The 26,160-nt window shown below is 66.2% G+C and carries 27 protein-coding genes and 1 tRNA gene; 20 read left to right on the forward strand and 8 right to left on the reverse strand.

Annotated elements, in window-relative coordinates; genetic code table 11:
- The first annotated feature begins 10 nt into the window (after positions 1-10).
- From lptA to ACTRWB_RS23380, 8 genes are all read left to right on the forward strand, one after another.
- Positions 11-676, forward strand: coding sequence for a lipopolysaccharide transport periplasmic protein LptA (lptA, locus tag ACTRWB_RS23345; RefSeq protein ID WP_048246959.1), 666 nt, complete (start codon positions 11-13; stop codon positions 674-676).
- Positions 673-1,449 (forward strand): LPS export ABC transporter ATP-binding protein, encoded by a 777-nt coding sequence (gene lptB, locus ACTRWB_RS23350; RefSeq protein WP_193099116.1) that lies wholly within the window; start codon positions 673-675, stop codon positions 1,447-1,449. Before lptA ends, lptB begins: the two co-directional genes overlap by 4 nt.
- Positions 1,450-1,609: 160 nt before the next feature.
- Positions 1,610-3,115 (forward strand): RNA polymerase factor sigma-54, encoded by a 1,506-nt coding sequence (locus ACTRWB_RS23355; protein ID WP_446903324.1) that lies wholly within the window; start codon positions 1,610-1,612, stop codon positions 3,113-3,115.
- Between the two features lie 158 nt (positions 3,116-3,273).
- Positions 3,274-3,633, forward strand: a complete 360-nt coding sequence (hpf, locus tag ACTRWB_RS23360; RefSeq protein ID WP_006477786.1) for a ribosome hibernation-promoting factor, HPF/YfiA family — start codon at positions 3,274-3,276, stop codon at positions 3,631-3,633.
- Positions 3,634-3,830: 197 nt separating this feature from the next.
- Entirely contained in the window at positions 3,831-4,343 is a 513-nt protein-coding gene (locus ACTRWB_RS23365; protein WP_048246965.1) for a PTS sugar transporter subunit IIA, read from the forward strand.
- Between the two features lie 129 nt (positions 4,344-4,472).
- Positions 4,473-5,441, forward strand: a complete 969-nt coding sequence (gene hprK, locus ACTRWB_RS23370; RefSeq protein ID WP_011353227.1) for an HPr(Ser) kinase/phosphatase — start codon at positions 4,473-4,475, stop codon at positions 5,439-5,441.
- 75 nt (positions 5,442-5,516) lie between these two features.
- Positions 5,517-6,425 carry an RNase adapter RapZ gene (gene rapZ, locus ACTRWB_RS23375; RefSeq protein WP_129512999.1) on the forward strand — a complete coding sequence of 303 codons (909 nt, stop codon included), beginning with the start codon at positions 5,517-5,519 and terminating at the stop codon, positions 6,423-6,425.
- A 27-nt stretch (positions 6,426-6,452) separates the two neighbouring features.
- Positions 6,453-7,088, forward strand: coding sequence for an LON peptidase substrate-binding domain-containing protein (locus ACTRWB_RS23380; protein WP_048246968.1), 636 nt, complete (start codon positions 6,453-6,455; stop codon positions 7,086-7,088).
- Between the two features lie 108 nt (positions 7,089-7,196).
- Here the strand turns inward: ACTRWB_RS23380 and mutY are convergent, their stop codons facing one another.
- Positions 7,197-8,303 (reverse strand): A/G-specific adenine glycosylase, encoded by a 1,107-nt coding sequence (mutY, locus tag ACTRWB_RS23385; protein WP_412023000.1) that lies wholly within the window; start codon positions 8,301-8,303, stop codon positions 7,197-7,199.
- 37 nt (positions 8,304-8,340) lie between these two features.
- Entirely contained in the window at positions 8,341-9,168 is an 828-nt protein-coding gene (mutM, locus tag ACTRWB_RS23390) for a bifunctional DNA-formamidopyrimidine glycosylase/DNA-(apurinic or apyrimidinic site) lyase (protein ID WP_048246970.1), read from the reverse strand.
- Between the two features lie 367 nt (positions 9,169-9,535).
- Between mutM and ACTRWB_RS23395 the strand changes: the two genes are divergently transcribed.
- The 8 genes from ACTRWB_RS23395 (at position 9,536) to hisC (ending at position 16,676) form a co-directional block, all read left to right on the forward strand.
- Positions 9,536-11,359 (forward strand): tetratricopeptide repeat protein, encoded by a 1,824-nt coding sequence (locus ACTRWB_RS23395; RefSeq protein WP_446903325.1) that lies wholly within the window; start codon positions 9,536-9,538, stop codon positions 11,357-11,359.
- Positions 11,359-11,979, forward strand: a complete 621-nt coding sequence (gene lolB / locus ACTRWB_RS23400) for a lipoprotein insertase outer membrane protein LolB (protein ID WP_193099120.1) — start codon at positions 11,359-11,361, stop codon at positions 11,977-11,979. The genes ACTRWB_RS23395 and lolB overlap by 1 nt, the downstream gene beginning before the upstream one ends.
- Positions 11,980-12,002: 23 nt before the next feature.
- On the forward strand, positions 12,003-12,884 hold the full coding sequence (gene ispE, locus ACTRWB_RS23405; protein ID WP_343492457.1) for a 4-(cytidine 5'-diphospho)-2-C-methyl-D-erythritol kinase: 882 nt from the start codon (positions 12,003-12,005) through the stop codon (positions 12,882-12,884).
- A gap of 55 nt (positions 12,885-12,939) precedes the next feature.
- A tRNA-Gln gene (locus tag ACTRWB_RS23410) sits at positions 12,940-13,016 on the forward strand.
- 45 nt (positions 13,017-13,061) lie between these two features.
- Positions 13,062-14,018 (forward strand): ribose-phosphate pyrophosphokinase, encoded by a 957-nt coding sequence (locus ACTRWB_RS23415; RefSeq protein ID WP_129513006.1) that lies wholly within the window; start codon positions 13,062-13,064, stop codon positions 14,016-14,018.
- A gap of 161 nt (positions 14,019-14,179) precedes the next feature.
- The gene (locus ACTRWB_RS23420; RefSeq protein ID WP_048246977.1) at positions 14,180-14,782 is read left to right on the forward strand and encodes a 50S ribosomal protein L25/general stress protein Ctc; all 603 of its coding nucleotides are present in this window, start codon (positions 14,180-14,182) and stop codon (positions 14,780-14,782) included.
- A gap of 108 nt (positions 14,783-14,890) precedes the next feature.
- Positions 14,891-15,490 carry an aminoacyl-tRNA hydrolase gene (gene pth, locus ACTRWB_RS23425; protein WP_048246979.1) on the forward strand — a complete coding sequence of 200 codons (600 nt, stop codon included), beginning with the start codon at positions 14,891-14,893 and terminating at the stop codon, positions 15,488-15,490.
- 118 nt (positions 15,491-15,608) lie between these two features.
- Positions 15,609-16,676: a histidinol-phosphate transaminase gene (gene hisC, locus ACTRWB_RS23430; protein WP_446903326.1), complete on the forward strand. Its 1,068-nt coding sequence runs from the start codon at positions 15,609-15,611 to the stop codon at positions 16,674-16,676.
- An 84-nt stretch (positions 16,677-16,760) separates the two neighbouring features.
- Here hisC and ACTRWB_RS23435 read toward each other — a convergent pair whose 3' ends face one another.
- The 3 genes from ACTRWB_RS23435 to rsmD all read right to left on the reverse strand — a co-directional run bounded on the left by ACTRWB_RS23435 (position 16,761) and on the right by rsmD (position 18,310).
- Positions 16,761-17,027, reverse strand: a complete 267-nt coding sequence (locus tag ACTRWB_RS23435) for a YfhL family 4Fe-4S dicluster ferredoxin (RefSeq protein WP_193099126.1) — start codon at positions 17,025-17,027, stop codon at positions 16,761-16,763.
- A 59-nt stretch (positions 17,028-17,086) separates the two neighbouring features.
- The gene (gene coaD, locus ACTRWB_RS23440; RefSeq protein ID WP_021163047.1) at positions 17,087-17,584 is read right to left on the reverse strand and encodes a pantetheine-phosphate adenylyltransferase; all 498 of its coding nucleotides are present in this window, start codon (positions 17,582-17,584) and stop codon (positions 17,087-17,089) included.
- Between the two features lie 111 nt (positions 17,585-17,695).
- A complete protein-coding gene (gene rsmD / locus ACTRWB_RS23445) occupies positions 17,696-18,310 on the reverse strand; it encodes a 16S rRNA (guanine(966)-N(2))-methyltransferase RsmD (protein WP_419685347.1) in 615 nt (204 codons plus the stop codon).
- Between the two features lie 216 nt (positions 18,311-18,526).
- Here rsmD and ftsY point away from each other — a divergent pair, with 216 nt between their 5' ends.
- Positions 18,527-19,684 carry a signal recognition particle-docking protein FtsY gene (gene ftsY / locus ACTRWB_RS23450; protein ID WP_446903327.1) on the forward strand — a complete coding sequence of 386 codons (1,158 nt, stop codon included), beginning with the start codon at positions 18,527-18,529 and terminating at the stop codon, positions 19,682-19,684.
- Positions 19,685-19,759: 75 nt separating this feature from the next.
- On the opposite strand, the gene maiA is transcribed toward ftsY, so the two are convergent.
- On the reverse strand, positions 19,760-20,404 hold the full coding sequence (maiA, locus tag ACTRWB_RS23455; protein WP_446903328.1) for a maleylacetoacetate isomerase: 645 nt from the start codon (positions 20,402-20,404) through the stop codon (positions 19,760-19,762).
- Between the two features lie 193 nt (positions 20,405-20,597).
- On the opposite strand from maiA, the gene ybiB reads away from it, so the two are divergent.
- Positions 20,598-21,572 carry a DNA-binding protein YbiB gene (ybiB, locus tag ACTRWB_RS23460; protein WP_446903329.1) on the forward strand — a complete coding sequence of 325 codons (975 nt, stop codon included), beginning with the start codon at positions 20,598-20,600 and terminating at the stop codon, positions 21,570-21,572.
- A 380-nt stretch (positions 21,573-21,952) separates the two neighbouring features.
- Positions 21,953-23,599 carry a 2-isopropylmalate synthase gene (leuA, locus tag ACTRWB_RS23465; protein WP_446903330.1) on the forward strand — a complete coding sequence of 549 codons (1,647 nt, stop codon included), beginning with the start codon at positions 21,953-21,955 and terminating at the stop codon, positions 23,597-23,599.
- A gap of 143 nt (positions 23,600-23,742) precedes the next feature.
- Here the strand turns inward: leuA and ACTRWB_RS23470 are convergent, their stop codons facing one another.
- Together ACTRWB_RS23470 and ACTRWB_RS23475 are read right to left on the reverse strand one after the other, a co-directional pair.
- Positions 23,743-24,126: a nuclear transport factor 2 family protein gene (locus ACTRWB_RS23470; RefSeq protein ID WP_048246995.1), complete on the reverse strand. Its 384-nt coding sequence runs from the start codon at positions 24,124-24,126 to the stop codon at positions 23,743-23,745.
- Positions 24,127-24,171: 45 nt separating this feature from the next.
- Positions 24,172-24,741 carry an acyloxyacyl hydrolase gene (locus ACTRWB_RS23475; RefSeq protein ID WP_343492608.1) on the reverse strand — a complete coding sequence of 190 codons (570 nt, stop codon included), beginning with the start codon at positions 24,739-24,741 and terminating at the stop codon, positions 24,172-24,174.
- Between the two features lie 360 nt (positions 24,742-25,101).
- Here ACTRWB_RS23475 and rpoH point away from each other — a divergent pair, with 360 nt between their 5' ends.
- Positions 25,102-26,037 (forward strand): RNA polymerase sigma factor RpoH, encoded by a 936-nt coding sequence (gene rpoH, locus ACTRWB_RS23480; protein WP_129513016.1) that lies wholly within the window; start codon positions 25,102-25,104, stop codon positions 26,035-26,037.
- The last annotated feature ends 123 nt before the right edge of the window (positions 26,038-26,160 follow it).

The following is a 26,160-nucleotide window of genomic DNA, read 5'->3' on the forward strand; positions in this document are numbered from 1 at the left end:
ACGTGACTGCATGAACGAACCGTTCCCTCGACAGAATTCCGGCGGCGCTGCGCGCGCCGTCCGCGCCGCGCTTGCCGCGACGCTCGTGGCGCTCCCGCTGATCGGGCTGGCGCCGCTCGCCCATGCCGAGAAGGCCGACCAGAGCAAGCCGATCAACGTCGAGGCCGACAACCTGACCTACGACGACCTGAAGCAGGTCACGGTCGCGACCGGCAACGTCGTGATCACGAAGGGCACGATCATCATCAAGGGTGATCGCGTCGAAGTGCGCCAGGACCCGGAAGGCTATCAGTACGCCACGTCGTTCGGCAGCAGCAAGAAGCACGCGACGTTCCGCCAGAAGCGCGAAGGCCTCGACGAATATATCGACGGCGACGCCGAGCGCATCGACTACGACGGCAAGCAGGACCTGACCACGCTGACGACCGCCGCGACCGTGCGCCGCCTGCAGGGCACGTCGACCATCGCCGACACCGTGCACGGCAGCGTGGTCACGTACGACGGCCAGCGCGATTTCTACACCGCCAAGGGCGGCAAGGACGTCGCCGCGCCGGGCAACCCGAACGGCCGCGTGCGCGCGATGCTGTCGCCGAAGAACGGCGGCCCCGCTCCGCTGAACGGCGCGCCGGCGAAGCTGTCGCCGTCGACCACCATCCAGGGAGCGCCGGGCCAATGAACGCGCTACCGAACCGCCAGCCGGCCGGCACCACGAGCTCGCTCGTCGTCCGCAACCTGAAGAAGCGCTACGGCTCGCGCACGGTCGTCAAGGACGTGTCGCTCGACGTGAAGAGCGGCGAGGTCGTCGGCCTGCTCGGCCCGAACGGTGCCGGCAAGACCACGTCGTTCTACATGATCGTCGGCCTCGTGCCGCTCGACGCGGGCGAGATCTCGCTTAACGGCAGCTCGATCAGCCTGCTGCCGATCCACAAGCGCGCGTCGCTCGGCCTGTCGTACCTGCCGCAGGAAGCGTCCGTGTTCCGCAAGCTGACCGTCGAGGAAAACATCCGCGCGGTGCTCGAGCTGCAGTACGGCGAGGACGGCAAGCGGCTGTCGAAGGACGCGATCGCGGCACGCACCGAAGCGCTGCTCGACGAACTGCAGATCGGCCACCTGCGCGAGAACCCCGCGCTGTCGCTGTCGGGCGGCGAACGACGCCGTGTCGAAATCGCGCGCGCGCTCGCGACCAATCCGAGCTTCATCCTGCTCGACGAACCGTTCGCCGGCGTCGACCCGATCGCGGTGCTCGAGATCCAGAAGATCGTCAAGTTCCTGAAGCAGCGCAACATCGGCGTGCTGATTACCGATCACAACGTCCGCGAAACGCTCGGCATCTGCGACCACGCGTACATCATCAGCGACGGCTCGGTGCTCGCCGCCGGCGCGCCGAGCGATATCATCGAAAACGAAAGCGTACGCCGCGTGTACCTCGGCGAACACTTCCGCATGTAACTCCCTCCTCGTGGCTGGCTGCACCCCGCCCGGCATCGCCGCGCGGGGCCGTGCCCCGCTTCGCGGCCATGCCCGCGGCCGGGCGGCGCGCCGCGCGTAATCGCGGATGGCTCAACGCGCCTGGGTCGTGGCACACTGCCGGTATGACTCCCTCCTTGCCATGAAAGCCAGCCTTCAACTCCGCCTGTCGCAACATCTGGCGCTGACGCCCCAGCTACAGCAGTCGATCCGGCTCCTGCAGTTGTCGACGCTCGAATTGCAACAGGAAGTCGCGATGGCCGTCGCGCAGAACCCGCTCCTCGAAAGCGACGACGAATGGATCGCGAGCCCGTTGCGCGTTGCATCGGACGGATCGCTGATCGCGCAGACGCCCCCCGCACAGAACACCGAGCCCAGCGCGGCGAACAGCAGCAGCCAGTCGAGCGATCGCGCGGAGCGCGACGAACCGGCCGGCGCGGACGAATACGACGGTTACGGGGCCGGCGACGGCAACGACGGCCCACAATGGAATCTCGACGAATACGGCCGCTCGAGCGGCGCATCCGACGACGACGACCTCCCGCCGCTGCAGGTGCAGGAAGCCGCGACGTCGCTGCGCGACCACCTGTCCGCGCAGTTGCGCGTCACGCAGGCCAGCCCGCGCGATCGCGCGCTCGTGATGTTCCTGATCGAATCGCTCGACGACGACGGCTACCTGACCGCGACGCTCGACGAAGTGCACGCCGACCTGCCGTCCGAGCTGGAGATCGACTGCGACGAACTGAACGCCGCGCTCGCGCTGCTGCACAGTTTCGACCCGGCCGGGGTCGGCGCCCGCTCGGCTTCCGAATGCCTGAAGCTGCAGTTGCTGCGCCTCGATCCGTCCCCGACGCGCACGCTCGCGCTCGAGATCGTGTCGCAGCATCTGGAACTGCTCGCCGCACGCGACTTCACACGGTTGCGCAAGCACCTGAAGGCGAGCGACGACGCGCTGCGCGACGCGCATGCGCTGATCCGCTCGCTGGAGCCGTTCCCCGGCGCCGCGTACGGCAAGGCCGAGGCCGACTACGTCGTACCCGACATCATGGTGAAGAAGGTCGGCCAGGGATGGCTCGCGGAACTCAATCCGGAAGTCGTGCCGCGCCTGCGGATCAACAACCTCTACGCGAACATCCTGCGCAACAGCCGCGGCGATCCGTCGGCCGGTTCGCTGAAGCAGCAGCTCCAGGAAGCACGCTGGCTGATCAAAAATATCCAGCAGCGTTTCGACACGATCCTGCGTGTCGCGCAGGCTATTGTCGAGCGTCAGAAGAATTTCTTTGCGCACGGTGAAATTGCCATGCGCCCCTTGGTTTTGCGGGAAATAGCTGATACGCTGGGCCTACACGAGTCGACTGTCAGCCGTGTGACAACCGGGAAGTACATGCTGACCCCGTTCGGGACGCTTGAATTTAAGTACTTCTTCGGATCTCACGTTTCGACCGACACCGGTGGCGCCGCCTCGTCGACCGCCATCCGAGCCCTCATCAAGCAACTGATAGGAGCTGAAGACCCAAAATCGCCACTTTCGGACAGCCGCATTGCCGAGCTGCTGGCAGAACAGGGTTTCGTGGTCGCACGCCGCACGGTTGCGAAATATCGCGAAGCCCTCAAGATCCCGGCAGTGAATCTGCGCAAGTCTCTTTAGGCCTGCTGCCTGCCCGGCGGCAGGCGTGTTCCGGCCACCGCGCACACGGGGAACAAGCCGGGCGACCTGTCCGCGATACGCCGCTTCGTGCGGCAAGGGCAAGTCGACCGGAGCGCCGCCTCGATGCGGCCGGGTGGTCACTCGCTTGGAGAAGCACTATGAACCTGAAGATCAGTGGACATCATCTCGAAGTCACGCCTGCAATTCGCGAGTACGTCATCACCAAGCTGGACCGGGTGCTACGGCATAGCGATCAGGTGATCGATGGCACTGTGATCCTCTCGGTCGACAATCACAAGGAAAAGGACAAGCAGCAGCGCGCGGAAATCAACCTGCACCTGAAGGGCAAGGACATCTTCGTCGAAAGCGCGAACGGTAACCTGTACGCAGCGATCGATCTGCTGATCGACAAGCTGGATCGCCAGGTCGTCAAGCACATGGAGCGCCTGCAAACGCACGCGCACGACCCGATCAAGCTTCAGCCGTCGATCGACCAGATCGAACTGCCGCCGCAGTAACCGACACCGCAACACGCACGCCGCCCGGTTCGCCGGGCGTTTTTTTTGCGACTCCGCGCCCGTGGTGCGACCGGTCTGTCCATGCTGCGCCACGCACGCGGCTGTGCTCTATAATGTTCCGGTTATCGCCGGGGGGCGTTGAGTGCGGTAGCTGCGTTGCAGGTTGCCGATGCCAAATGCCTTGATATCGCCTGAACATGGAAAATCAGTCTGCCGCCGCAAGGAGACCCCAGGCCGCCCAATCGCCTGCCAACATGAATCGCCTAGCCAAAATCCTGCCCATAGAGAACGTCGTCATCGACCTCTCAGTCACCAGCAAGAAACGCGTCTTCGAACAAGCCGGGCTGATGTTCGAGAATCAGAACGGGGTCGCCCGCAGCACCGTCACGGACAACCTGTTCGCGCGCGAGCGCCTCGGTTCGACCGGGCTCGGCGAAGGCGTCGCGATTCCGCACGGGCGCATCAAGGGTCTCAAGCACCCGCTCGCCGCGTTCGTTCGGCTCGCCGACGCGATCCCGTTCGAAGCGCCCGACGGCCAGCCGGTTGGCCTCCTGATTTTTCTGCTCGTCCCCGAGCAAGCCACCCAGCAGCACCTCGAAATCCTGTCGGAAATCGCGCAACTGCTGTCCGATCGCGACGCGCGCGAGCGTCTGCACAACGAAACCGACATCGCCGAGTTGCATCGCCTGCTCACTCAGTGGCAACCTTGAGTTGATCCGGGCGGAATATTTTCCCGTACGAGGCGGCACGCGCCGCCGACCAGGGCCGCCCGGTGCCGGCCCGGCATGGCGACGTCCGTCGCCGCGCGCATGCGCCGGCCCATTGGAGTGACGAAAGTCATGGATACGTCCAGCATCAACGCCCAGAGCATCTTCGACGACAACGCGGCCACGCTGAAACTGAGCTGGCTGACGGGGCATGAAGGCTGGGAACGCGGCTTTTCGGCCGACACGGTCGGCAATGCGACCTCGAGCGCCGACCTCGTCGGCCACCTGAACCTGATCCACCCGAACCGGATCCAGGTGCTCGGCGAAGCCGAAATCGACTACTACCAGCGGCAGACCGACGAAGACCGCTCGCGCCACATGGCCGAGCTGATCGCCCTCGAACCACCGTTCCTCGTCGTCGCCGGCGGCGCCGCCGCGCCGCCCGAACTCGTGCTCCGCTGCACGCGCTCGTCGACTCCGCTGTTCACGACGCCGATGTCGGCCGCCGCAGTGATCGACAGCCTGCGGCTCTACATGTCGCGCATCCTCGCGCCGCGTGCGACGCTGCACGGCGTGTTCATCGACATCCTCGGGATGGGCGTGCTGCTGACCGGCGATTCGGGCCTCGGCAAGAGCGAACTCGGTCTCGAGCTGATCAGCCGCGGCCACGGCCTCGTCGCCGACGACGCGGTCGATTTCGTCCGTCTTGGCCCCGATTTCGTCGAAGGGCGTTGCCCGCCGCTGCTGCAGAACCTGCTCGAGGTGCGCGGCCTCGGCCTGCTCGACATCAAGACGATCTTCGGCGAGACCGCCGTGCGGCGGAAAATGAAGCTGAAGCTGATCGTCCAGCTCGTGCGCCGCCCCGACGGCGAATTCCAGCGCCTGCCGCTCGAAAGCCAGACCGTCGACGTGCTCGGCCTGCCGATCAGCAAGGTCACGATCCAGGTGGCGGCCGGCCGCAACCTCGCGGTGCTCGTCGAGGCAGCCGTCCGGAACACGATCCTGCAGTTGCGCGGAATCGACACGTTGCGCGATTTCATGGATCGGCAACGACTCGCGATGCAAGATCCCGACAGTCAGTTCCCCGGCAAGCTGGTGTAACCCGCACGCGCCGGCCGCGCAACGCCGACGCGTCGAGCCGGTGCTATGATGAAACGTCAGGATTCTCTGCTTCCCATGCGCATCGTCCTTATCACCGGCATCTCCGGCTCAGGCAAGTCCGTCGCGCTGAACGCGCTCGAAGACGCAGGCTATTACTGCGTCGACAACCTGCCGCCGCACGTGCTCCCCGAACTCGCCCGCTACCTCGCCGAGGACGGCAAGCGTCGGCTCGCGGTCGCGATCGACGCGCGCTCGAGCGCATCGCTCGACGAAATGCCCGGCCTGATCCGCGATCTGTCGCGCGAGCACGACGTGCGCGTACTGTTCCTCAACGCGAGTACCCAGGCGCTGATCCAGCGCTTCTCCGAAACGCGCCGCCGCCATCCGCTGTCCGGCTCGCCGTCGCACGACGCGAACGTTGGCCTGCTGTCGTCGCTGGAGGAAGCGATCGAGCGCGAGCGCGACCTCGTCGCGCCGCTCGCCGAGTTCGGCCACCAGATCGATACGAGCACGCTCCGCGCGAACGTGCTGCGCACGTGGGTCAAGCGCTTCATCGAGCAGAAGGACAACGACCTGATGCTGATGTTCGAGTCGTTCGGCTTCAAGCGCGGCGTGCCGCTCGACGCCGACCTGATGTTCGACGTACGCGCGCTGCCGAATCCGTACTACGACCACGAGTTGCGCCCGCTCACCGGGCTCGACCAACCGGTCATCGCCTTTCTCGACGCACTGCCGATCGTCCACCAGATGATCGACGACATCCATGCGTTCCTGATGAAATGGCTGCCGCACTTCCGCGATGACAACCGCAGCTACCTGACCGTCGCCATCGGCTGTACGGGCGGCCAGCATCGCTCGGTGTTCATCGCGGAAACGCTCGCCGCGCGCGTCGCGCACGAGGCGAACGTGATCGTGCGGCATCGTGACGCGCCAGTGGATGTCGACGCGTCGTCGCGGCTCGTCTCCGAGGTCCACCGACCGTAGCGACGCCCGCTCCTTCGTTAGCGCGCCATGTCCTCTCTATCGACCACCCTGATCGACCTGCCGTTGTTTCCGCTGCATACGGTGCTGTTTCCGGGAGGCTTGCTCCCGCTCAAGGTGTTCGAGGCGCGCTATCTCGACATGTCTCGCGCTTGCCTGCGCGACGATGCGCCGTTCGGCGTGTGCCTGCTGAAGAGCGGGCCCGAAGTCGCGCAGGACGGTGCCGTGTCGGTGCCCGAAACCATCGGCTGCATGGCGCGCATCACCGAATGCGACACCGGTGAATTCGGGATGCTGTATCTGCAGGCGGTCGGCACGCAGCGTTTCGAGCTGCTGTCGTATCGCGTCGAAGGCAACGGGCTGCTGGTCGGCATCGCGGAGCCGCTGCCCGACGACATCCCGCTCGAAGGCGAGCAGACGCTCGCGCAGTTCGGCTCGTGCGCCGAAGTGCTCGAGCGCATCATCGACGCGCTGAAGAAGTCCGAACCGGGCAAGATGCCGTTCGGTGAACCGTTCCGCCTCGACGATCCAAGCTGGGTGTCGAACCGACTGGCCGAACTGCTGCCGCTCGACCTGCGCGCGCGGCAAAAGCTGATGGAGTTTCCGGACGTCGGCGCCCGCATCGACGCCGTGCACCACGTGCTCGACCGGCACGGCTGGCTTTGAGTACCCTCGGCCAGGCCCTGCGCCGACAGCGTCATTCCCCGGGAAAACTTCCCACCTGGAGCGGCCCGGCGCTCTCTTGAGCGCGCGAGCCACGCCCTTCTCCTTTCGTTACAGCAGCGGCCCGCTCAGCGCATCGAGCAGCTTGCGCACCGGCGCCGGCACACCGTACGCGTCGAGCCGGCTCAGCGGCACCCATGTGGTGTCCGCGTCCCGCCCGTGCGGCAGCACACCACCGCCATCCGTCATGTCGCTCAGCCGCGGCTCGATCTCGAGCCGGAAATGCGTGAACGTGTGCGTGAGCGGCGCGAGCGGCACCGGACCGCCGCCGCCGAAGCCACGCGCGAGTTCCGCGAGCGCGGCGTCGCCGTCGGCTTGCGGCAGGCTCCACAGGCCGCCCCAGATGCCGGCCGGCGGCCGCCGCTCCAGCAGCACGGCGTCGCCGTCGCGCAGCACGAGCATCCAGGTCTTGCGCGTCGGCACGGCCTTTTTCGGCCGCGCGGCCGGCAGTTCGCGCTGGCGGCCCGTCGATTGCGCGACGCAGTCGCCCGCGAACGGACAACGCGCGCAATCGGGCTTGCCGCGCACGCACAGCGTCGCGCCGAGATCCATCAAGCCCTGCGTATACGCGCTCACGTCGGCCGCGTTCGCGGCGTCGGGCAGCAGCGATTCGGCGAGCGCCCACATGTCGTTCTCGACGCGCTTCTCGCCCGGAAAACCCTCGACGCCGAACACCCGCGCGAGTACGCGCTTCACGTTGCCGTCGAGGATCGTCGCGCGCGCGGCGTAGGCGAACGATGCGATCGCCGCGGCCGTCGAGCGACCGATGCCCGGCAGTTCGGCCAGCGCGTCGGGGGTCGACGGAAACGCGCCGCCATGCTCGGCGACGACGACCTGCGCGCAACGGTGCAGATTGCGCGCGCGCGAGTAGTAGCCGAGCCCCGCCCACAACGCCATCACGTCGTCGATCGGCGCCGCCGCGAGCGCGGCGACGTCAGGGTAGCGTTCGAGAAAGCGCGTGTAATACGGGACGACGGTCGACACTTGCGTCTGCTGCAGCATGATTTCCGACAGCCAGATGCGGTACGGATCGCGGGTGTTCTGCCAAGGCAGGTCGTGGCGGCCGTGCTCGCGCTGCCACGCGACCAGGCGCGTGGCGAACGTGCGATGCAGCGGCGTGACGGGGAACGGAGCGGGTGCGGTGCGGGGCGGCTTCAAGTTTTCTAATCGTGGGAAAAGGTTTTAACGCTGGGCTTCAACGCTGGCAGGTCGGGCAAAAATAAGTCGACCGCTGGCCCTGCACGATCTGGCGGATCGGCGTGCCGCATACGCGGCAAGGCTGGCCCGCACGGTCGTAGACGAAGCAGTCGAGCTGGAAATAGCCGCTTTCGCCGTTGCTGCCGACAAAATCGCGCAGGGTGCTGCCGCCGCGCTCGATCGCGTCGGCGAGCGTCGCGCGCACGGCATCGGCCAGCCGTTCGTAACGCGGCAGCGAGACCTTGCCGGCGGCCGTCGTCGGCCGGATGCCGGCGCGAAACAGGCTCTCGGATGCATAGATGTTGCCGACGCCGACGACCATGTCGCCCGCGAGCAGCGCCTGCTTGACCGACACCGTGCGGCCGCGCGTGCGCGCGTGCAGCAGCGCGCCGGTGAACGCCGGCGAGAACGGCTCGACGCCGAGGCTCGCGAGGAGCGGATGCGCATGCACGTCGCCCGCTTCGCGCGGGTGCCACAGCACGGCGCCGAAGCGGCGCGGATCGCGGAACCGCAGCACGAATTCGTCGAAGATCCAGTCGATGTGGTCGTGCTTCGCGGCAACGGGCACGCCGGCCGCGGGCAGCACGCGCAGCGTGCCCGTCATGCCGAGATGGACGATGAACCAGCCCGCGTCGACCTCGAACAGCAGGTACTTGCCGCGACGCTCGACGGCGAGCACCTCGCGCGCGCGCAACTGCTCGGCGAGCCCCGCCGGCACGGGCCAGCGCAGCATCGCGGTACGGACGTCGACACGCTCGACGCGGCGGCCCGCGACAAAGGGCTCGATGCCCCGGCGCGTGACTTCGACTTCTGGCAACTCTGGCATGTTTTGCGGGTCTGAGGCTAGGGTCTGTTTACATAGGGAACGCGCATGCGTTGGCACGAGAACGGCCGCTCGCGAGGCGCGCGCCGCCGCGAATACTGACGTATTCGCAAGGAGCGCAACGCGGCGAGCGGCCGGTCTCGTGGCAACCCCAAATTAAAAAATTCATGTCACGGGCATGCCCGCAATCGCCCGCCTGGTGGCGTCGGGCGTCGCGTGTCTGGCTCGCCAAACGGCCCTCCTCGCTTCTTGCCGTGCGGGCGATTTCGGGCATTCGCATGTGCGTCCCCTATGTAAACAGACCCTATCACGATCGTGCGTGTATTGTAGCGAGCGCGTTACAATCGGTTGAAACATCGAACGGATTTCCATGACCCTGCCCTCGAAGCTGCTTCAGAAGCGCCCCGCCGCCGTGCGCGGCGCGCGCGCCTTCCCGGTCCGCCGTGCACTCGGCGCCGCGTTGTTTGCCGCCTGGACCCTCACCGCCTTCCCGGCTCACGCGCAGGATCCGGGATCGGACGACGCGGAGCCGCAGGGCGCGTTCGAGCATGTAATGCCGGACGAGCAGAAGAATCTCCCCGGCGTCCCGCTGACGAGCCAGATCGTCTACCAGGTGCTCGCCGCCGAGGTCGCGCTCCAGCGCAACCAGCCCGCGCCGGCCTACCAGACCTACCTCGCGCTCGCCCGCGACACGCGTGATCCGCGCATGGCGCAACGTGCGACCGAGATCGCGCTCGGCGCGCAGAGCCCGGCCGACGCGCTGTCCGCCGCGAACCTGTGGCGCCAGTACGCGCCGGACTCGAACCGGGCGTCGCAGGTCGACGCCGCACTGCTGGTGCTCGCCGGCAAGCCGGCCGACGCGCAGCCGATGCTCGCGCGCGAGCTGGCCCGTGCAACCGGCGAGACGCGCGGTCCTGCAATCCTCGCACTGCAGGCGCTGCTCGTACGCGGCCCCGACCGCGTCGGCGGCCTCGCGGTGCTGAAGGACATGCTGAAGAGCGACATGAACCGGCCCGAGACGCAGCTCGCGATCGCGCGGCAACAGCTCGCGGTCGACGATAAAGACGGCGCCGCGCAGTCGCTGAAGCAGGCGCTGCAGCTCCGCCCCGACTATCTGCCGGCAGCGCTGATGCTGTCGCAGATGGGGCCGGCGGAACGCGCGGCGGGCATCGCGTCGTTCGAGAAATATGTTCAGCAGAATCCGAAGTCGCGTGACGCGCGGCTGGCGCTGTCGCAGCTCTATCTCGCCGACGATCGCCTCGAGGACGCGCAGAAGCAGTTCGAGACGATGCGCAAGCTCGATTCGAAGGATCCGACGCCGCTGATGGCGCTCGCGCTGATCAAGATCCAGCAGAAGAAACTCGACGAAGCGACCGCCTACCTGAAGCAGTACGTGCAGCTCGGCGACAAGCAGCCGAACCTCGACGTCGGCCAGGGCTACATCTACCTCGCGCAGATCGCGATCGACCAGGACAACGACGCGCAGGCGTCGCAATGGCTCGACAAGGTCGACCAGACGAGCCAGCACTACCTGCCCGCGCAGATCACGCGCGCGCAGTTGCTGCAGAAACAGGGCAAGACCGACGAGGCGCGCAAGGTGCTCGACGACCTGCCCATCTCGGATCCGCGCGACGCCGCCGTGGTCGCGCGCACCGACGCGTCGATCCTGTTCACCGCGAAGCGCTATCCGGAAGCCGAGGCGCGGCTCGGGCAGGCGGTCCAGGACTTCCCCGACGATCCCGACCTGCGCTACGACTACGCGATGGCGGCCGAAAAGACCGGTCACTACGCAACGATGGAGAAGCAGCTGCGCGAGCTGATCCGCACGCAACCCGACAACCCGCAGGCGTACAACGCGCTCGGCTATTCGCTTGCCGACCGCAACCAGCGCCTGCCCGAGGCCAGTAAGCTGATCGACAAGGCGATGGCGCTCGCGCCGAACGACGCGTACATCATGGACAGCCTCGGCTGGGTGAAGTACCGGATGGGCGATACGGCCGGCGCGGCGACGGTCCTGCGGCGCGCGTACGACCTGCAGCCGAACGCCGAGATCGGCGCGCATCTCGGCGAAGTGCTGTGGAAGAGCGGCGCGCAGGACGACGCGCGTTCCGCGTTGCGTGCCGCGCAGAAGCTCGAGCCCGACAACGACACGCTCGTGCAGACGCTGAAACGCCTCCAGATCAACGGCCTTTGATGCAGATGTTCCCGATGCTTTCCCTGTCTTCCCGCGCACAGCGCACGCTGGCCGCGGCCGGCGCGGCGCTCGCGCTCGCCGGCTGCGCGAGCACGCCGCCGTCGGCCAGCGCGCCGACAGGCGCGGCGCTGCAGACCGCCGCGACGCATGCTTACCATGGCCGCTTCGCGGTGCAATACGACGACCGTCTCGGCAAGCAGCAGAACGTGTACGGCAACTTCGACTGGCAGGAGCACGGCGACGACGTGTCGCTCGAGCTGCGCAGCCCGCTCGGCCAAACGCTCGCGGTCGTGAAATCGACGCCAAGCGCGGCGTCGCTCGAGTTGCCGAACCGTCCGACGCAATATGCGACGGACGTCGGCGACCTGATGCAGAAAACGCTCGGCTTCGACCTGCCGCTCGCGGGCCTGCGCTACTGGCTGCAGCCGACGCCCGCGCCCGCGACGCCCGCCGAGACGGTGCGCGATCCGGCCGACGGCACGCGCGTGAAGCAGATCCGCCAGGACGGCTGGACCATCGATTACCTTGCCTACGCGGATGCCCCGGCCACGGGCGTCAAACGCGTCAACCTCGTGCGTGCGACACCGCCGCTCGACATCAAGCTCGTGCTCGACCAGTGAGCACGCCCAGCCCCGACAACCGCATGACCGATTCGACCCGCTCGCTGCGCAACTGCCTTGCGCCCGCGAAACTCAACCTGTTCCTGCACATCACCGGCCGCCGCCCGAACGGCTATCACGATCTGCAGAGCGTGTTCCAACTGCTGAACTGGGGCGATACGCTGCACTTCACGCTGCGCGACGACGGCCGCGTGTCGCGCGTCACCGACGTGCCCGGCGTGCCCGAGGAAAGCGATCTCGTCGTGCGCGCGGCCAACCTGCTGAAGGCGCACACGGGCACCGCGTCCGGCGTCGACATCGAGATCGACAAGTGCCTGCCGATGGGTGCCGGCCTCGGCGGCGGCAGCTCCGACGCGGCGACGACGCTGCTCGCGCTGAACCGCCTGTGGCAACTCGACCTGCCGCGCGCGGAGCTCCAGTCGCTCGCGGTAAAACTCGGCGCGGACGTTCCGTTTTTTATTTTTGGAAAAAATGCGTTCGCAGAGGGTATCGGAGAAGAATTAGCTGAGGTAGAATTGCCGACTCGCTGGTTCTTGGTTGTGACGCCACGTGTTCATGTCCCGACCGCTGAAATATTTTCAGATGAGTTGTTGACAAGAGATTCGAAGCCAGTCACAATTGCTGACTTTCTTGCACAGCAAAACAGCGATGCGGGATGGCCAGACAGCTTCGGCCGGAACGATATGCAGCAAGTTGTGACAAGTAAGTACGCGGAAGTTGCGCAGGTGGTCAAATGGTTGTATGATGTGACCCCCGCGAGGATGACCGGCTCCGGAGCAAGCGTGTTTGCAGCGTTTCGCAGCAAACATGAGGCAGAAGCGGCGAAAGCCAGGCTGCCCACCGGTTGGAACGGTGCAGTTGCCGAGAGCCTGAACGAGCATCCGCTCTTCGCTTTCGCGTCATGAAGTTTTACTTGGCCGGACGGCCTACACAAGTCCGGTTGAGTTATCAGTTAAGTGTAGGGGAGTCGCCAAGTTGGTCAAGGCACCGGATTTTGATTCCGGCATGCGAGGGTTCGAGTCCTTCCTCCCCTGCCAAAAATTTTTCCCGCATTTCCCGCCTAAGCCTGAAGCAGGTGCACGATGAGCAGCCATGACGGCCTGATGGTTTTTACTGGCAACGCGAATCCCGCGCTCGCCCAGGAAGTCGTCAACATTCTTGGAATCCCCCTCGGCAAAGCAATGGTCAGCCGTTTCTCCGACGGCGAGATCCAGGTCGAGATCCAGGAAAACGTGCGTGGCAAGGACGTCTTCGTCCTGCAATCCACGTGCGCGCCGACGAACGACAACCTGATGGAACTGATGATCATGGTCGATGCGCTCAAGCGCGCATCCGCCGGCCGGATCACTGCTGCCATCCCCTACTTCGGCTACGCCCGCCAGGACCGCCGCCCGCGTTCGGCGCGCGTCGCGATCTCGGCGAAGGTCGTCGCGAACATGCTGGAAATCGCCGGCGTCGAGCGGATCATCACGATGGATCTGCACGCCGACCAGATTCAAGGCTTCTTCGACATCCCGGTCGACAACATCTACGCAACGCCGATCCTGCTGGGTGACCTGCGCAAGCAGAACTACTCGGATCTGCTCGTCGTGTCGCCGGACGTCGGCGGCGTGGTGCGTGCCCGGGCACTCGCGAAGCAGCTCAACTGCGATCTCGCGATCATCGACAAGCGTCGTCCGAAGGCGAACATCGCCGAAGTGATGAACATCATCGGTGAAGTCGAAGGCCGCACCTGCGTGATCATGGACGACATGGTCGATACGGCCGGCACGCTCTGCAAGGCCGCGCAAGTGCTGAAGGACCGCGGCGCGAAGCAGGTGTTCGCTTACGCGACGCACCCCGTGCTGTCGGGCGGCGCCGCCGATCGCATCGCCGCATCGGCACTCGACGAGCTGGTCGTCACCGATACGATCCCGCTGTCGGCCGAATCGCTGGCGTGCACGAAGGTCCGCTCGCTGACAAGCGCGAGCCTGCTGGCCGAGACGTTCTCGCGGATCCGTCGCGGCGACTCGGTGATGTCGCTGTTCGCGGAATCCTGATCGCGACTCGACGCAACCAAGCATTCGCAAAAAGCGAAGCGGCAACGCTTCGCTTTTTGCACAATCGGACGGGATAGACGAAACCCCGGCCGTTTCATCGGGGGCCGCCGTTTGACGGCCCCGTTTTACTGCCTGGTCGCGGGCAGCTATTGGAGAATCACATGAAAGTCGTCGCTTTCGAGCGCCAAGAGCAAGGTACGGGTGCGAGCCGCCGCCTGCGCAACGCCGGTAAGACCACGGGTATCGTTTACGGTGGCGAAGCAGCCCCGCAAAAGATCGAACTCGATCACAACGCCCTGTGGCACGCCCTGAAGAAGGAAGCCTTCCACTCGTCGATCCTCGATCTCGAAGTGGCCGGCCAGTCGCAACAGGTTCTGCTGCGCGACGTGCAATATCACCCGTTCAAGCAACTGGTGCTGCACGTGGACTTCCAGCGCGTTGACGCATCGAAGAAGCTGCACACGAAGGTGCCGCTGCACTTCATCAACGCTGAAGTCAGCCCGGCCGTGAAGCTGTCGAGCGCGATCGTTTCGCACGTCGCGACGGAAATCGAAATCGAGTGCCTGCCGGCTGCCCTGCCGGAGTTCCTCGAAGTCGACCTGTCGAAGATCGAAGCCGGTCAATCGCTGCACGCGAAGGACATCACGCTGCCGAACGGCGTCGCGCTGGTCGCACACATCGATGCGGAAAACCCGGTTGTCGCATCGGCGACGGTCCCGGCTGGTGCCGTGTCGGACGCAGCAGGCGATACGCCGGCTGCCTAAGCGCCCAATCGATCCGTTTCACGAAACGGTCGACGCAACCCGCCGCGGCTTGCCCGGCGGGTTTTTCTTTTTCTGCGCCCAGGCGGCAGTTACCGCCTTCGAAACGTCATGATCAAACTGATCGTCGGCCTCGGCAATCCCGGGGCGGAATACACCGCGACGCGCCACAATGCCGGCTTCTGGCTGATCGACCAGCTCGCCCGCGAAGCAGGCACGACGCTGCGCGACGAGCGCCGCTTCCACGGCTTCTACGCGAAAGCGCGCCTGCACGGCGAGGAAGTCCACCTGCTCGAACCGCAGACCTACATGAACCGTTCGGGCCAGTCGGTCGTCGCGCTCGCGCAATTCTTCAAGATCCTGCCCGACCAGATCCTCGTCGCGCACGACGAGCTCGACCTGCCGCCCGGCACCGTGAAGCTGAAGCTCGGCGGAGGCAGCGGCGGCCACAACGGCCTCAAGGACATCTCCGCGCACCTGTCGTCGCAGCAATACTGGCGGCTGCGGATCGGCATCGGCCATCCGCGCGACCTGATTCCGGAAAGCGCGCGCGCCGGCGCGAAGCCCGACGTCGCGAACTTCGTGCTGAAACCGCCGCGCCGCGAGGAACAGGATGTGATCGACGCGTCGATCGAACGTGCGCTCGCCGTGATGCCGATGGTCGTCAAGGGCGAACTCGACCGCGCGACGATGCAGCTGCATCGCAACTGAACGCGCATCGCACCGGCACGGTGCATCGAGCCGTCCGTCCTCGTCGGGCGGCTCTGCCCTTCCCACCGCTACGTCCACATGCGGTAATCTCGTCGTTTTGCCCGACAGGAGCCAAGCGGTGAGCCGTTACTGGAGCGACGTCGTTCAGCAACTCGTGCCTTACGTGCCGGGCGAGCAGCCCGCGCTCGCGCACCCCGTCAAGCTGAACACCAACGAGAATCCCTATCCGCCGTCGCCGCGCGTGGTCGCGGCGATCGCACGCGAACTCGGCGACACCGGCGACACGCTGCGCCGCTATCCGGACCCGGTCGCGCGCGCACTGCGCGAGACGGTCGCGGCCCATCACCGCATCAAGCCCGAGCAGGTGTTCGTCGGCAACGGTTCCGACGAGGTGCTCGCGCACGCGTTCCAGGCGCTGCTCAAGCACGACCGGCCGCTGCGCTTTCCAGACATCACGTACAGCTTCTACCCGACCTATGCGCGCCTGTACGGCGTCGCGACGACGGTCGTGCCGCTCGCGGACGACTTCTCGATTCGCGTCGACGACTATCTCGATGACGCCGGCGGCGTGCTGTTTCCGAACCCGAATGCACCGACCGGGCGCGCGCTGCCGCTCGCGGACGTCGAGCGGATCGCGGCCGCGAACCCGTCGTCGGTGGTCGTGATCGACGAGGCGTACGTCGATTTCGGCGCGCAATCCGCGATCACGCTGATCGACCGCTATCCGAACCTGCTCGTCGTGCACACGACGTCGAAGGCGCGCTCGCTCGCGGGCATGCGCGTCGGCTTCGCGTTCGGCGATGCGGCGCTGATCGACGCGCTGAATCGCGTGAAGGACAGCTTCAACTCCTATCCGCTCGACCGGCTCGCGCAAGCCGCCGCGCAGGCCGCATACGAGGACGCCGACTACTTCGACGCGACCTGCCAGCGCGTGATCGACAGCCGCACGCGGCTCACGCATGCGCTCGACGCACTCGGCTTCGACGCCGTGCCGTCGGCCGCGAATTTCGTGTTCGCGCGCCATCCCGCGCACGATGCGGGCGCGCTTGCGGCGAAGCTGAAGGAACGGGAAATTTTCGTGCGGCACTTCCGGCTGCCGCGGGTCGACCAGCATCTGCGCATCACCGTCGGCACCGACGCCGAATGCGATGCGCTCGTCGCGGCATTGCGCGAGCTGCTGGCCTGAAACGGAAGAACCGGCGCCGGGCGGCGCCGATTGGGAAGCGAGACACGTGCGCCGGCAGACGAAGGCGCGCGCGTCACCGCAGGATCACGACGCGTCGTCGCCCTTCGCGGCGATCAACACGTGATACTTCTCCATCAATTGCGCGTGCGATTCGTCATGCTGCGGATCGCGCGGAATGCATTCGACCGGACATACCTGCTGGCACTGCGGTTCGTCGAAATGGCCGACGCACTCGGTGCACTTGTTCGGGTCGATCACATAGATGTCCGGGCCCATCGAAATCGCGCCGTTCGGGCACTCGGGCTCGCACACGTCGCAATTGATGCACTCGTCGGTAATCATCAAAGCCATACTGATCTCACTTCTTCAGGCCGGCGGCCGGCTTCGCAACGAAACCGGCCGGCGCCGCGTCACGCGGCAGGGCCTCCCATCGCGGTGACTTTCTCGGTCAGCCATTTCTCGACGGACGGGAACACGAACTTGCTGACATCGCCGCCCAACTGCGCGATTTCACGCACGATCGTCCCCGAGATGAACTGGTACTGATCGGACGGCGTCATGAACATCGTCTCGACGTCGGGCAGCAGATAGCGGTTCATCCCGGCCATCTGGAACTCATATTCAAAATCGGACACGGCGCGCAGGCCACGCACGATCACGCGTGCGTTGTTGGTGCGGACAAAATCCTTCAGGAGACCGGTGAAGCTCATCACCTTCACGTTCGGATAATGGCCGAGCACCTCGTTCGCAATCGTCAGACGTTCTTCCAGCGAGAAGAACGGCTTTTTCGCGCGGCTGTCGGCAACCCCAACCACCAGCGTATCAAAAATGCTCGACGCACGCCGCACGAGGTCTTCGTGCCCGCGCGTCAGCGGATCGAACGTACCGGGATACACGGCGACTACCATGTCGCTCCTCCTGTCATCACGCAAACGGGATGGCAGCCGTGCGATGCGCACGCCACTGCCGAGATGGGCATGCGTCGCCTTTGCGGCGCGCCGCCTCGTATCGAACGCGCATTATTCATCATTTTCGCGCCGCAGCAAATGATAGTGAACCGCACCCGCCTTGCCGTGCTTCACGACCTCCCAGCCCGCCAGCGCGTCGTGCGCGGCCGGATCGAGTTCCGCGCCGGTCTCGACGTACAGCGCGCCGTCCGCCGAAACAAGCGGCGCCGCCAGCGCGAGTGCGCGCTCGAGCACGGCCGGTTCGCCGAACGGCGGATCGAGAAACACGACGTCGAACGCGCCCGGCGAGAGCCCGGCCGCGAGCCGCAGCGCGTCGGCCTCGGCAACCTCGACCGTGCGGGCGCCAAGCTTGTCCTTGATTGCACGCAGCTGCTGCGCGGCGCGCGGATGGCGCTCGACCATCACGACGCTTGCCGCACCGCGCGACGCTGCCTCGAAGCCGAGCGCGCCGGTGCCCGCGAACAGGTCGAGGCAGCGCCACCCGTCGAGATCCTGGCCGAGCCAGTTGAACAGCGTTTCGCGCACGCGATCGGGCGTCGGCCGCAGGCCGTCGAGATCGAGCACCGCGAGCGGCGTGCGTTTCCAGTCACCGCCGATGATGCGGATCGTGTGCGGCTTGCCGCGGCCGGGAGGGGCCGCCGGGCGGCCGGAAGAGGAACGGGACATACGGAATAGTGACAACGGAGGGACCGGGCGCGCGCAGGGGCGCACCGCCAAACAGGCGCACGTTACCACAGCGGCGACGCGCACTGACGCGAGCGCCACGCCGCACTGATAAAATGCACGGTTTCGGCCACCGTGCGCCGCGTCCGCGCGAACGCAGAACGGCCCCTCCGGCACCCCGCCCCTGGCGGCGGCCCGCCCTCTTCCCGACGTCAGACCATGTTCAGCTTCTTCAAACGATTCAAGAAAACGCAGGAGCCCGATCCGGCGGAAGCGCAATCGGCCGACGCGTCGCAAGCGGACGCGTTGTCCGATGCGCCCGCGGTCGAGGCCCCGCCCCCCGCGGCCGACGTGCCGCAAGCGCCCGCGCAACCGGCCGCACCGGCTGTCGTGATGACGGTCACACCGACCAACGACGGCCGCGACGAAGTCGTCGAGACGGTCGAAATCGTCCCGCCGCCAACGCAGGACGCATCCGCGAAGAAGTCGTGGCTTGCGCGCCTGAAAACGGGGCTCGCCAAGACCGGCTCGAGCATCACCGGCGTCTTCGTCAACACGAAGATCGACGAGGAGCTGTACGAGGAGCTCGAAACCGCGCTGCTGATGTCCGACGCGGGCGTCGACGCGACCGAGTACCTGCTCGACGCGCTGCGCGAAAAGGTGCGCACGGGCCGGCTGACCGACCCGCAGCAGGTGAAGAGCGCGCTGCACGACCTGCTCGTCGAGTTGCTGAAGCCGCTCGAGAAATCGCTGATGCTCGGCCGCGCGCAGCCGCTCGTGATGATGATCACCGGCGTGAACGGCGCGGGCAAGACGACCAGCATCGGCAAGCTCGCGAAGCACCTGCAGAGCTTCGACCAGTCGGTGCTGCTGGCCGCGGGCGACACGTTCCGTGCAGCCGCGCGCGAACAGCTGGCGGTCTGGGGCGAGCGCAACAACGTGACGGTCGTGCAGCAGGAAAGCGGCGATCCGGCCGCGGTGATCTTCGACGCGGTCAGCGCCGCGCGCGCGCGCAAGATCGACGTGATGATGGCCGACACGGCCGGCCGCCTGCCGACGCAGCTCCACCTGATGGAAGAGCTGAAGAAGGTGAAGCGCGTGATCTCGAAGGCGCACGACGGCTCGCCGCACGAGGTGCTGCTGGTGATCGACGCGAACACCGGCCAGAACGCGCTCACGCAGGTGAAGGCATTCGACGACGCGCTCGGCCTCACGGGCCTCATCGTCACGAAGCTCGACGGCACCGCGAAAGGCGGGATTCTCGCTGCGATCGCACGGCAACGCCCGGTGCCCGTCTACTTCATCGGTGTCGGCGAGAAGGTCGAGGACCTGCAGCCGTTCAGCGCCGAGGAATTCGCGGACGCGCTGCTCGGCTGAACGCCGCCGGCACGCATTGCACGGGGCGCCTTCGGGCGCCCTTTTTCATGCGCGCCCGCAAACCGGGCGCCACGTTCATTCTGCGTCGGGCTGCGCGCCGGGCTCGGCGGCCTTGAAGGCATCCAGCGTCGCCGCATGATCGGCGATCCGCTGGATCGTCGGGTAGCGCGTCGTGTCGATCGAGAAGCGGTTCGCGTTGAACACCTGCGGCACGAGGCACACGTCGGCGAGCGTCGGCGTGTCGCCGAAACACAGCTTGCCGGTACGCGAATCGTTCGCCAGACGCGTCTCGAGCGTTTCGAAGCCCGCCTCGATCCAGTGCCGGTACCACGCGTTCTTCGCCTCTTCGGGCACTTGCAGCGTGTGCTTCAGATACTTCAGCACGCGCAGGTTGTTGAGCGGATGGATCTCGCACGCGACCTGCAGCGCGACCGCGCGCACATACGCGCGATCGACCGGCTGCTTCGGCAGCAGCGCGGGCTCGGGATGGGTTTCCTCGAGATATTCGATGATCGCGAGCGACTGCTGCAGCGTCGCGTCGCCGTCGGTCAGCGTCGGTACGACCGCATCCGGATTCAGCGCGCGGTACTCGTCCTTCAGTTGCTCGCCGCCGTTGCGCAGCATGTGCACGGGCACATAGTCGAACGGCAGCTGCTTCAGGTTCAGGGCGATCCGCACGCGGTACGACGCTGAACTGCGGAAATAGCTGTAGAGCTTCATGGGATGTCTCTCGTAGTCGTATTCGGCCGGCAACGGCACAGGCGCGGCGCAGCCGGCGCGCGCACCGCCGGGAACCAGAGTGTAGCGCGACGCGATGCGCGGCCGCGCTGACGCCGGCCACGCCCGTGCGATACTCGGGCATTCCTCACCGCTCACCGCGCGGCCCGATGCCGGCCGCCCGCCCCACACCCCGATGACCGCTTCCCACGATCCCGCCGCCGTTCCGTTCCCTTGCGCCCGCTTCATCAAGGAAATCGGCCGCGGCCCGCACGGCGCGCGCGCGCTGTCGTCCGAAGATACGTTCGAACTCTATCGCGCGATGCTCGACGCACGCGTGTCGGACGTCGAACTCGGCGCGATCCTGATCGCCTATCGGCTGAAGGGCGAATCCGCCGACGAACTGGCCGCGATGCTCGCCGCCGCGCAGGCGTCGTTCGAGCCCGTGCACGTGCAGGACGCCGCGTTCCGTCCCGTGTCGATCCCGAGTTACAACGGCGCGCGCAAGCAACCGAACCTCGTGCCGCTGCTCGCGCTGCTGCTCGCGCGCGAAGGTGTGCCAGTGCTCGTGCACGGCGTCGAGCGCGATCCGGGCCGCGTGACGAGCGCCGAGATCTTCACGGCGCTGTCGCTTCCGCCGTCGACGTCGCACGACGCGATCGAGGACACGCTCGCCGAGCGCCGCGTCGCGTTCGCGCCGATCGAAGCGCTGGCGCCGCGCATCGCGCACCTGCTGTCGATGCGCAGCGTGCTCGGCGTGCGCAACTCGACGCACACGCTCGTGAAGATCCTGCAGCCGTTCGCGCCGGCCGGCCTGCGGCTCGTCAACTACACGCATCCGCCGTACCGCGACAGCCTCGCGCAATTGTTCCGCGACCATCCGGACGCCGCGCTCGGCGGTGCGCTGCTCGCGCGCGGCACCGAAGGCGAGGCCGTCGCCGACACGCGACGCCAGGTGCAGGTCGACTGGCTGCACGACGGCGTGTGCGACACGCTGATCGAAGCCGAACGTTCGTCGACCGATGCGCCGCCCGTCGCACTGCCCGAATCGCGCGATGCGACGACGACGGCCGCCTGGACGGACGCCGTGTTGCGCGGCGAGATGCCGGTGCCCGACACGGTCGCGCGACAGGTCGCAACGATCGTGCAGATCGCCCGCATCGCGCGCTGACGGCGCGGCGTCGACCCGCCCCCGCGCCCCGGCCATTTGACACGCGCCCGCAATCTGGCATAGAGTGGCCGCCATGCGTTCCTTTCCGAACACCCTCCGAATTACCTCCGGCCGCCTAGCGCGGCCGCTATCGCTACGACTAGCCTAAGGCTGTCGTAGCGCCGTGTGCTGTCCGCACGGTCCCTCCCAGCAGTTCCTCGCCGTACCCCTCTCGCAGTTTTTACAACCCGAAGTCGTCAGCATTCGTCCGTCTATCCGTCGGTCGATTCGCGAAGATCATCCGCATCCGTAGCGCCATCGTGCGCCGCGGTGCGAGGCAGCGCCAACCGTCGCCCCTGCCGCCCGTCTTCGCTCGCGACTTGAGACCCGAGGTCCCGAAGATGCAGCGCAATCCGCAAGACAAATACCGTCCGTTCGAACCCGTCCGCCTTAATGGCCGCCGCTGGCCGGCCCGCACCATCGAACGCGCGCCCGTCTGGATGAGCACCGACCTGCGCGACGGCAACCAGTCGCTGATCGAGCCGATGAGCATCGAGCAGAAGCTCGAGTTCTTCGAGATGCTGGTCGCGATCGGTTTCAAGGAGATCGAAGTCGGTTTTCCGTCGGCGTCGCAAACGGACTTCGATTTCGTCCGCAAGCTGATCGACGACAAGCGGATTCCGGACGACGTGACGATCGAGGTGCTCGTGCAGTCGCGCGAAGACCTGATTGCACGCACGTTCGACGCGCTCGAAGGCGTGCCGCGCGCGATCGTGCACCTGTACAACGCGGTCTGCCCGTCGTTCCGCCGCATCGTGTTCGGGATGTCGAAGCACGACGTGAAGGCGCTCGCGGTCGACGGCACGCGCATCATCAAGGAGCACGCCGCCGCGCGCCCCGACACGCACTGGACCTTCCAGTACTCGCCGGAAACCTTCAGCATGACCGAGCTGACGTTCGCGCGTGAAATCTGCGATGCCGTTGCGCAGACCTGGCGGCCGACTCGCGACCACAAGATGATCGTGAACCTGCCGGCGACCGTCGAAGCCGCGAGCCCGAACGTGTTCGCCGACCAGATCGAATGGATGGACCGCAACCTCGCGTATCGCGACAGCATCGTGCTGTCCGTGCATCCGCACAACGATCGCGGCACCGCGGTCGCGGCGGCCGAACTCGCGCTGCTCGCGGGCGCCGACCGCATCGAAGGCTGCCTGTTCGGCAACGGCGAGCGCACGGGCAACGTCGATCTCGTCACGCTCGCGCTGAACCTCTACACGCAGGGTATCGACCCGGGCCTCGATTTCTCCGACATCGACGCGGTGCGCCGCGTCGTCGAACGCTGCAACCAGATTCCCGTGCATCCGCGCCATCCGTACGCGGGCGACCTCGTGTTCACCGCGTTCTCGGGCTCGCACCAGGACGCGATCCGCAAGGGCTTCGCGCAGCAGCGCCCCGACGCGGTCTGGGAAGTGCCGTACCTGCCGATCGACCCGGCCGACCTCGGCCGCAGCTATGACGCGGTGATCCGCGTGAACAGCCAGTCCGGCAAGGGCGGCGCGACGTTCCTGCTCGAACGCGGGATGGGCTTCACACCGACGCGGCGCGTGCAGATCGAATTCAGTCACGCGGTGCAGACGCTCGCCGACACGTCCGGCGAGGAAGTGACGGGCGACGCGATCTGCGCGCTGTTCGCCCGCGAATTCTTCGAGACCGACGGCCCGGCCGCACGCCACGGCAGCAACGCGCGCTGGCGGAACCGCGAGATCGCGGCGGCGCCGGCGGCCGACGCGACGCCGGAGGACGCCGTGCGACGTTTGGCCGCGGCATTTGCGGCGGCCGCCGGCGCGTCGATCGACGTCGCGTCGTGCGAACACGCGCGCACGACGGACGGCCGGTTCGCGGTGTCGGTCGGCTGCCGGGTCGGCGATGCACCGCAGCGGCACGGCGTCGGCCTGCACGCGGAAGCGGCGAGCGCCGCGCTCGACGCGGTCGTCAGCGCGATCAACCGCTCGGCATGGCATTGCACGGACCGCCGCGCGGCGGCCTGACCGTCGGGCTTCGATTCAGGGTTCAAACGTCAGCGAACGGGGCGTGACCGCCCGTGCGCCGCGCGATCCGCGTCGCACGAGGCAACAAAAAGCGGCCCAGAAGGCCGCTTCGGTCGGGACATGAAAAAGAGCGCCACGCGCGCTCATGTCTCGGTCGCGCACCGCGTCGCCTGCCAGGCGAGCAGGCTCCAGCGGCCCTGCTCGTGGGTGTGGACCGACGTATAGGCAATCGGGAAGACCAGGCCGCCGTTGTTCGTTTCCATCTCGATCAACGCGCGCCCGGTGACGACGCAGGTTTCGTCGCCAACGGGCAACACGTCCTGCGACTGGATTTCGATCTGACGATAGCGGCGGCGGCCTGCGACGATGGCGTCGATGAACTGCTGCTTGGTTTCACGTTTGCCGTTGGTGTGAACAAAGAACACCTTGTCCGACAACAGCGCGTCGAGCGCCTCGCCGTCCCCGTCCACCATCGCTCGGAACCGATCGCGCTCGAGCGCGCGGATCGCATCGACCACCTTCGCCATCGCCTGACTCCTCGGCAACGCGCACGCCGTGCGCGGGCATGCGGATCAGAAGTTGTACTGCACGTAGAACTGGTGGAAATTTATACCAGGATTCGGCTCTTTGATACCCGCGTTAGACACATGTTGAAAACGGTAACCGACCTGATATTGTTGCCGTTCTCCGAACTGCGCGCCGACACCCACGACGTCCACGAACTGGAACGAGGTCCCCAGCGAAAGATGGGTGGAGATCGTCGGCGAAGTCAGGAAGCGGATGCCGGCGCCGGCCTCGACGAACGGGCGCACTTGGCCCGCGCTCTTGATGAAGCGGAACATCGGCGTCGCGCCGATCTCGCCGAGTCCGCTGTGAACGTTGCCGCCCGTGTGCCAGTAACCGACGTGGCCTTCCATCACGAACGTGAAGTGCCAGCCGCCGATTTCCCACCAGTTCCAGCCCGGATCCCACACCACGCCGAGATCGGCCTTGTCGATCCCGTGACGATCCGAAAACCCGCCGCCCGCCTGGATCCCCCATCGATCCGCAAATGCCGCGCCCGATCCGCCCAGAAGTGACGCCGCCAGCATCGCGTGCAGCGCAAGCCGGCTGCGGGGCCGGCGATTCTTCTTATTGTTCATCTGACACTCCAACTTTTTGGGTTGAATGGAGCCGGCCGCACCGGCCTGGCCCGAGCGAACTGAATGGTATGGTAAAGGACTTTTCGGATCGGCATCACGAAGCGAAATGGCTTCCTTCCAAAACGACAAAAATCGAAATCGTCTACTGATTCCTATCAGAAACAACGGTTTACGGAACTTCGATCCGCCGCTTTGGTCGCAGATTAGACTATCGACTCGACTACTTCGATAGAAAACCGGGAACTCCGATGCCCACGCCCGCTCTAAGGAATTAGCACTCGGATTACGGGAGTGCTAAGATTGGCTCCGGTCTTTCATCCGAGACCCGGGGTTTGTCCCTGATTCCAAAGGAGTTTTTTAGTGAGCAACGCCCTGACCCTTCCGAACACCCTGAGCCCGACGCCGGCCAAGGCCGAATCGGCAGGCTCGCTGGCGCTCGCAGCTCAATCGATGTTGCCGGGCCAGCTGGGCAACATCGACGCGTATATCCAGGCCGTCAATCGCATTCCGCTGCTGACGCCGGAAGAGGAACGCCAGTACGCGACCGAATTCCGCGAAAACAACAACCTCGATTCGGCGCGCCGCCTCGTGCTATCGCACCTGCGGCTCGTCGTGTCGATCGCGCGCAACTATCTCGGCTACGGCCTGCCGCACGGCGACCTGATCCAGGAAGGCAACATCGGCCTGATGAAGGCCGTGAAGCGCTTCGATCCGGCCCAGAACGTGCGTCTCGTGTCGTACGCGATCCACTGGATCAAGGCCGAGATCCACGAGTACATCCTGCGCAACTGGCGCATGGTGAAGGTCGCGACGACGAAGGCGCAGCGCAAGCTGTTCTTCAACCTGCGCAGCCACAAGAAGAGCATGCAGGCGATGACGCCCGAGGAAATCGACGGCCTCGCACAGGAGCTCAACGTCAAGCGCGAAGACGTGTCCGAGATGGAAACGCGCCTGTCGGGCGGCGACATCGCGCTCGAAGGGCAGGTGGAAGACGGCGAGGAGTCGTACGCGCCGATCGCCTACCTGGCCGACTCGCATAACGAGCCGACCGCCGTGCTCGCCGCGCGTCAGCGCGACACGTTGCAGACTGACGGCATCGCGCAGGCGCTCGACGCGCTCGACGCGCGCAGCCGCCGCATCATCGAGGCGCGCTGGCTGCACGTCGACGACGACGGCTCGGGCGGCTCGACGCTGCACGATCTCGCCGCCGAGTTCGGCGTGTCGGCGGAACGTATCCGCCAGATCGAAGCGAGTGCGATGAAAAAGATGCGCACCGCCCTCGCCGAATACGCATAAATCCCCGACGATTTAGAGCGCCTCATCGAAAACCGCTGCCCGACCGGCAGCGGTTTTTTTTCGCCCGTCTTTTGCGCGCGCTTTTCACGCGCTTCTCCGTTCGTTTCTCCGCCGATTAATTGA

The sequence above is a fragment of the Burkholderia sp. YIM B11467 genome (assembly GCF_052952715.1).

Excerpts from the sequence above, each read along its gene's own strand:
- lptA (WP_048246959.1), top strand. The coding sequence starts at position 11 with ATGAACGAACCGTTCCCTCGACAGAATTCCGGCGGCGCTGCGCGCGCC.
- lptB (WP_193099116.1), top strand. The coding sequence starts at position 673 with ATGAACGCGCTACCGAACCGCCAGCCGGCCGGCACCACGAGCTCGCTC.
- ACTRWB_RS23355 (WP_446903324.1), top strand. The coding sequence starts at position 1,610 with ATGAAAGCCAGCCTTCAACTCCGCCTGTCGCAACATCTGGCGCTGACG.
- hpf (WP_006477786.1), top strand. The coding sequence starts at position 3,274 with ATGAACCTGAAGATCAGTGGACATCATCTCGAAGTCACGCCTGCAATT.
- ACTRWB_RS23365 (WP_048246965.1), top strand. The coding sequence starts at position 3,831 with ATGGAAAATCAGTCTGCCGCCGCAAGGAGACCCCAGGCCGCCCAATCG.
- hprK (WP_011353227.1), top strand. The coding sequence starts at position 4,473 with ATGGATACGTCCAGCATCAACGCCCAGAGCATCTTCGACGACAACGCG.
- rapZ (WP_129512999.1), top strand. The coding sequence starts at position 5,517 with ATGCGCATCGTCCTTATCACCGGCATCTCCGGCTCAGGCAAGTCCGTC.
- ACTRWB_RS23380 (WP_048246968.1), top strand. The coding sequence starts at position 6,453 with ATGTCCTCTCTATCGACCACCCTGATCGACCTGCCGTTGTTTCCGCTG.
- mutM (WP_048246970.1), bottom strand. The coding sequence starts at position 9,168 with ATGCCAGAGTTGCCAGAAGTCGAAGTCACGCGCCGGGGCATCGAGCCC.
- ACTRWB_RS23395 (WP_446903325.1), top strand. The coding sequence starts at position 9,536 with ATGACCCTGCCCTCGAAGCTGCTTCAGAAGCGCCCCGCCGCCGTGCGC.
- lolB (WP_193099120.1), top strand. The coding sequence starts at position 11,359 with ATGCAGATGTTCCCGATGCTTTCCCTGTCTTCCCGCGCACAGCGCACG.
- ispE (WP_343492457.1), top strand. The coding sequence starts at position 12,003 with ATGACCGATTCGACCCGCTCGCTGCGCAACTGCCTTGCGCCCGCGAAA.
- ACTRWB_RS23415 (WP_129513006.1), top strand. The coding sequence starts at position 13,062 with ATGAGCAGCCATGACGGCCTGATGGTTTTTACTGGCAACGCGAATCCC.
- ACTRWB_RS23420 (WP_048246977.1), top strand. The coding sequence starts at position 14,180 with ATGAAAGTCGTCGCTTTCGAGCGCCAAGAGCAAGGTACGGGTGCGAGC.
- pth (WP_048246979.1), top strand. The coding sequence starts at position 14,891 with ATGATCAAACTGATCGTCGGCCTCGGCAATCCCGGGGCGGAATACACC.
- ACTRWB_RS23435 (WP_193099126.1), bottom strand. The coding sequence starts at position 17,027 with ATGGCTTTGATGATTACCGACGAGTGCATCAATTGCGACGTGTGCGAG.
- coaD (WP_021163047.1), bottom strand. The coding sequence starts at position 17,584 with ATGGTAGTCGCCGTGTATCCCGGTACGTTCGATCCGCTGACGCGCGGG.
- rsmD (WP_419685347.1), bottom strand. The coding sequence starts at position 18,310 with ATGTCCCGTTCCTCTTCCGGCCGCCCGGCGGCCCCTCCCGGCCGCGGC.
- ftsY (WP_446903327.1), top strand. The coding sequence starts at position 18,527 with ATGTTCAGCTTCTTCAAACGATTCAAGAAAACGCAGGAGCCCGATCCG.
- maiA (WP_446903328.1), bottom strand. The coding sequence starts at position 20,404 with ATGAAGCTCTACAGCTATTTCCGCAGTTCAGCGTCGTACCGCGTGCGG.
- ybiB (WP_446903329.1), top strand. The coding sequence starts at position 20,598 with ATGACCGCTTCCCACGATCCCGCCGCCGTTCCGTTCCCTTGCGCCCGC.
- leuA (WP_446903330.1), top strand. The coding sequence starts at position 21,953 with ATGCAGCGCAATCCGCAAGACAAATACCGTCCGTTCGAACCCGTCCGC.
- ACTRWB_RS23470 (WP_048246995.1), bottom strand. The coding sequence starts at position 24,126 with ATGGCGAAGGTGGTCGATGCGATCCGCGCGCTCGAGCGCGATCGGTTC.
- ACTRWB_RS23475 (WP_343492608.1), bottom strand. The coding sequence starts at position 24,741 with ATGAACAATAAGAAGAATCGCCGGCCCCGCAGCCGGCTTGCGCTGCAC.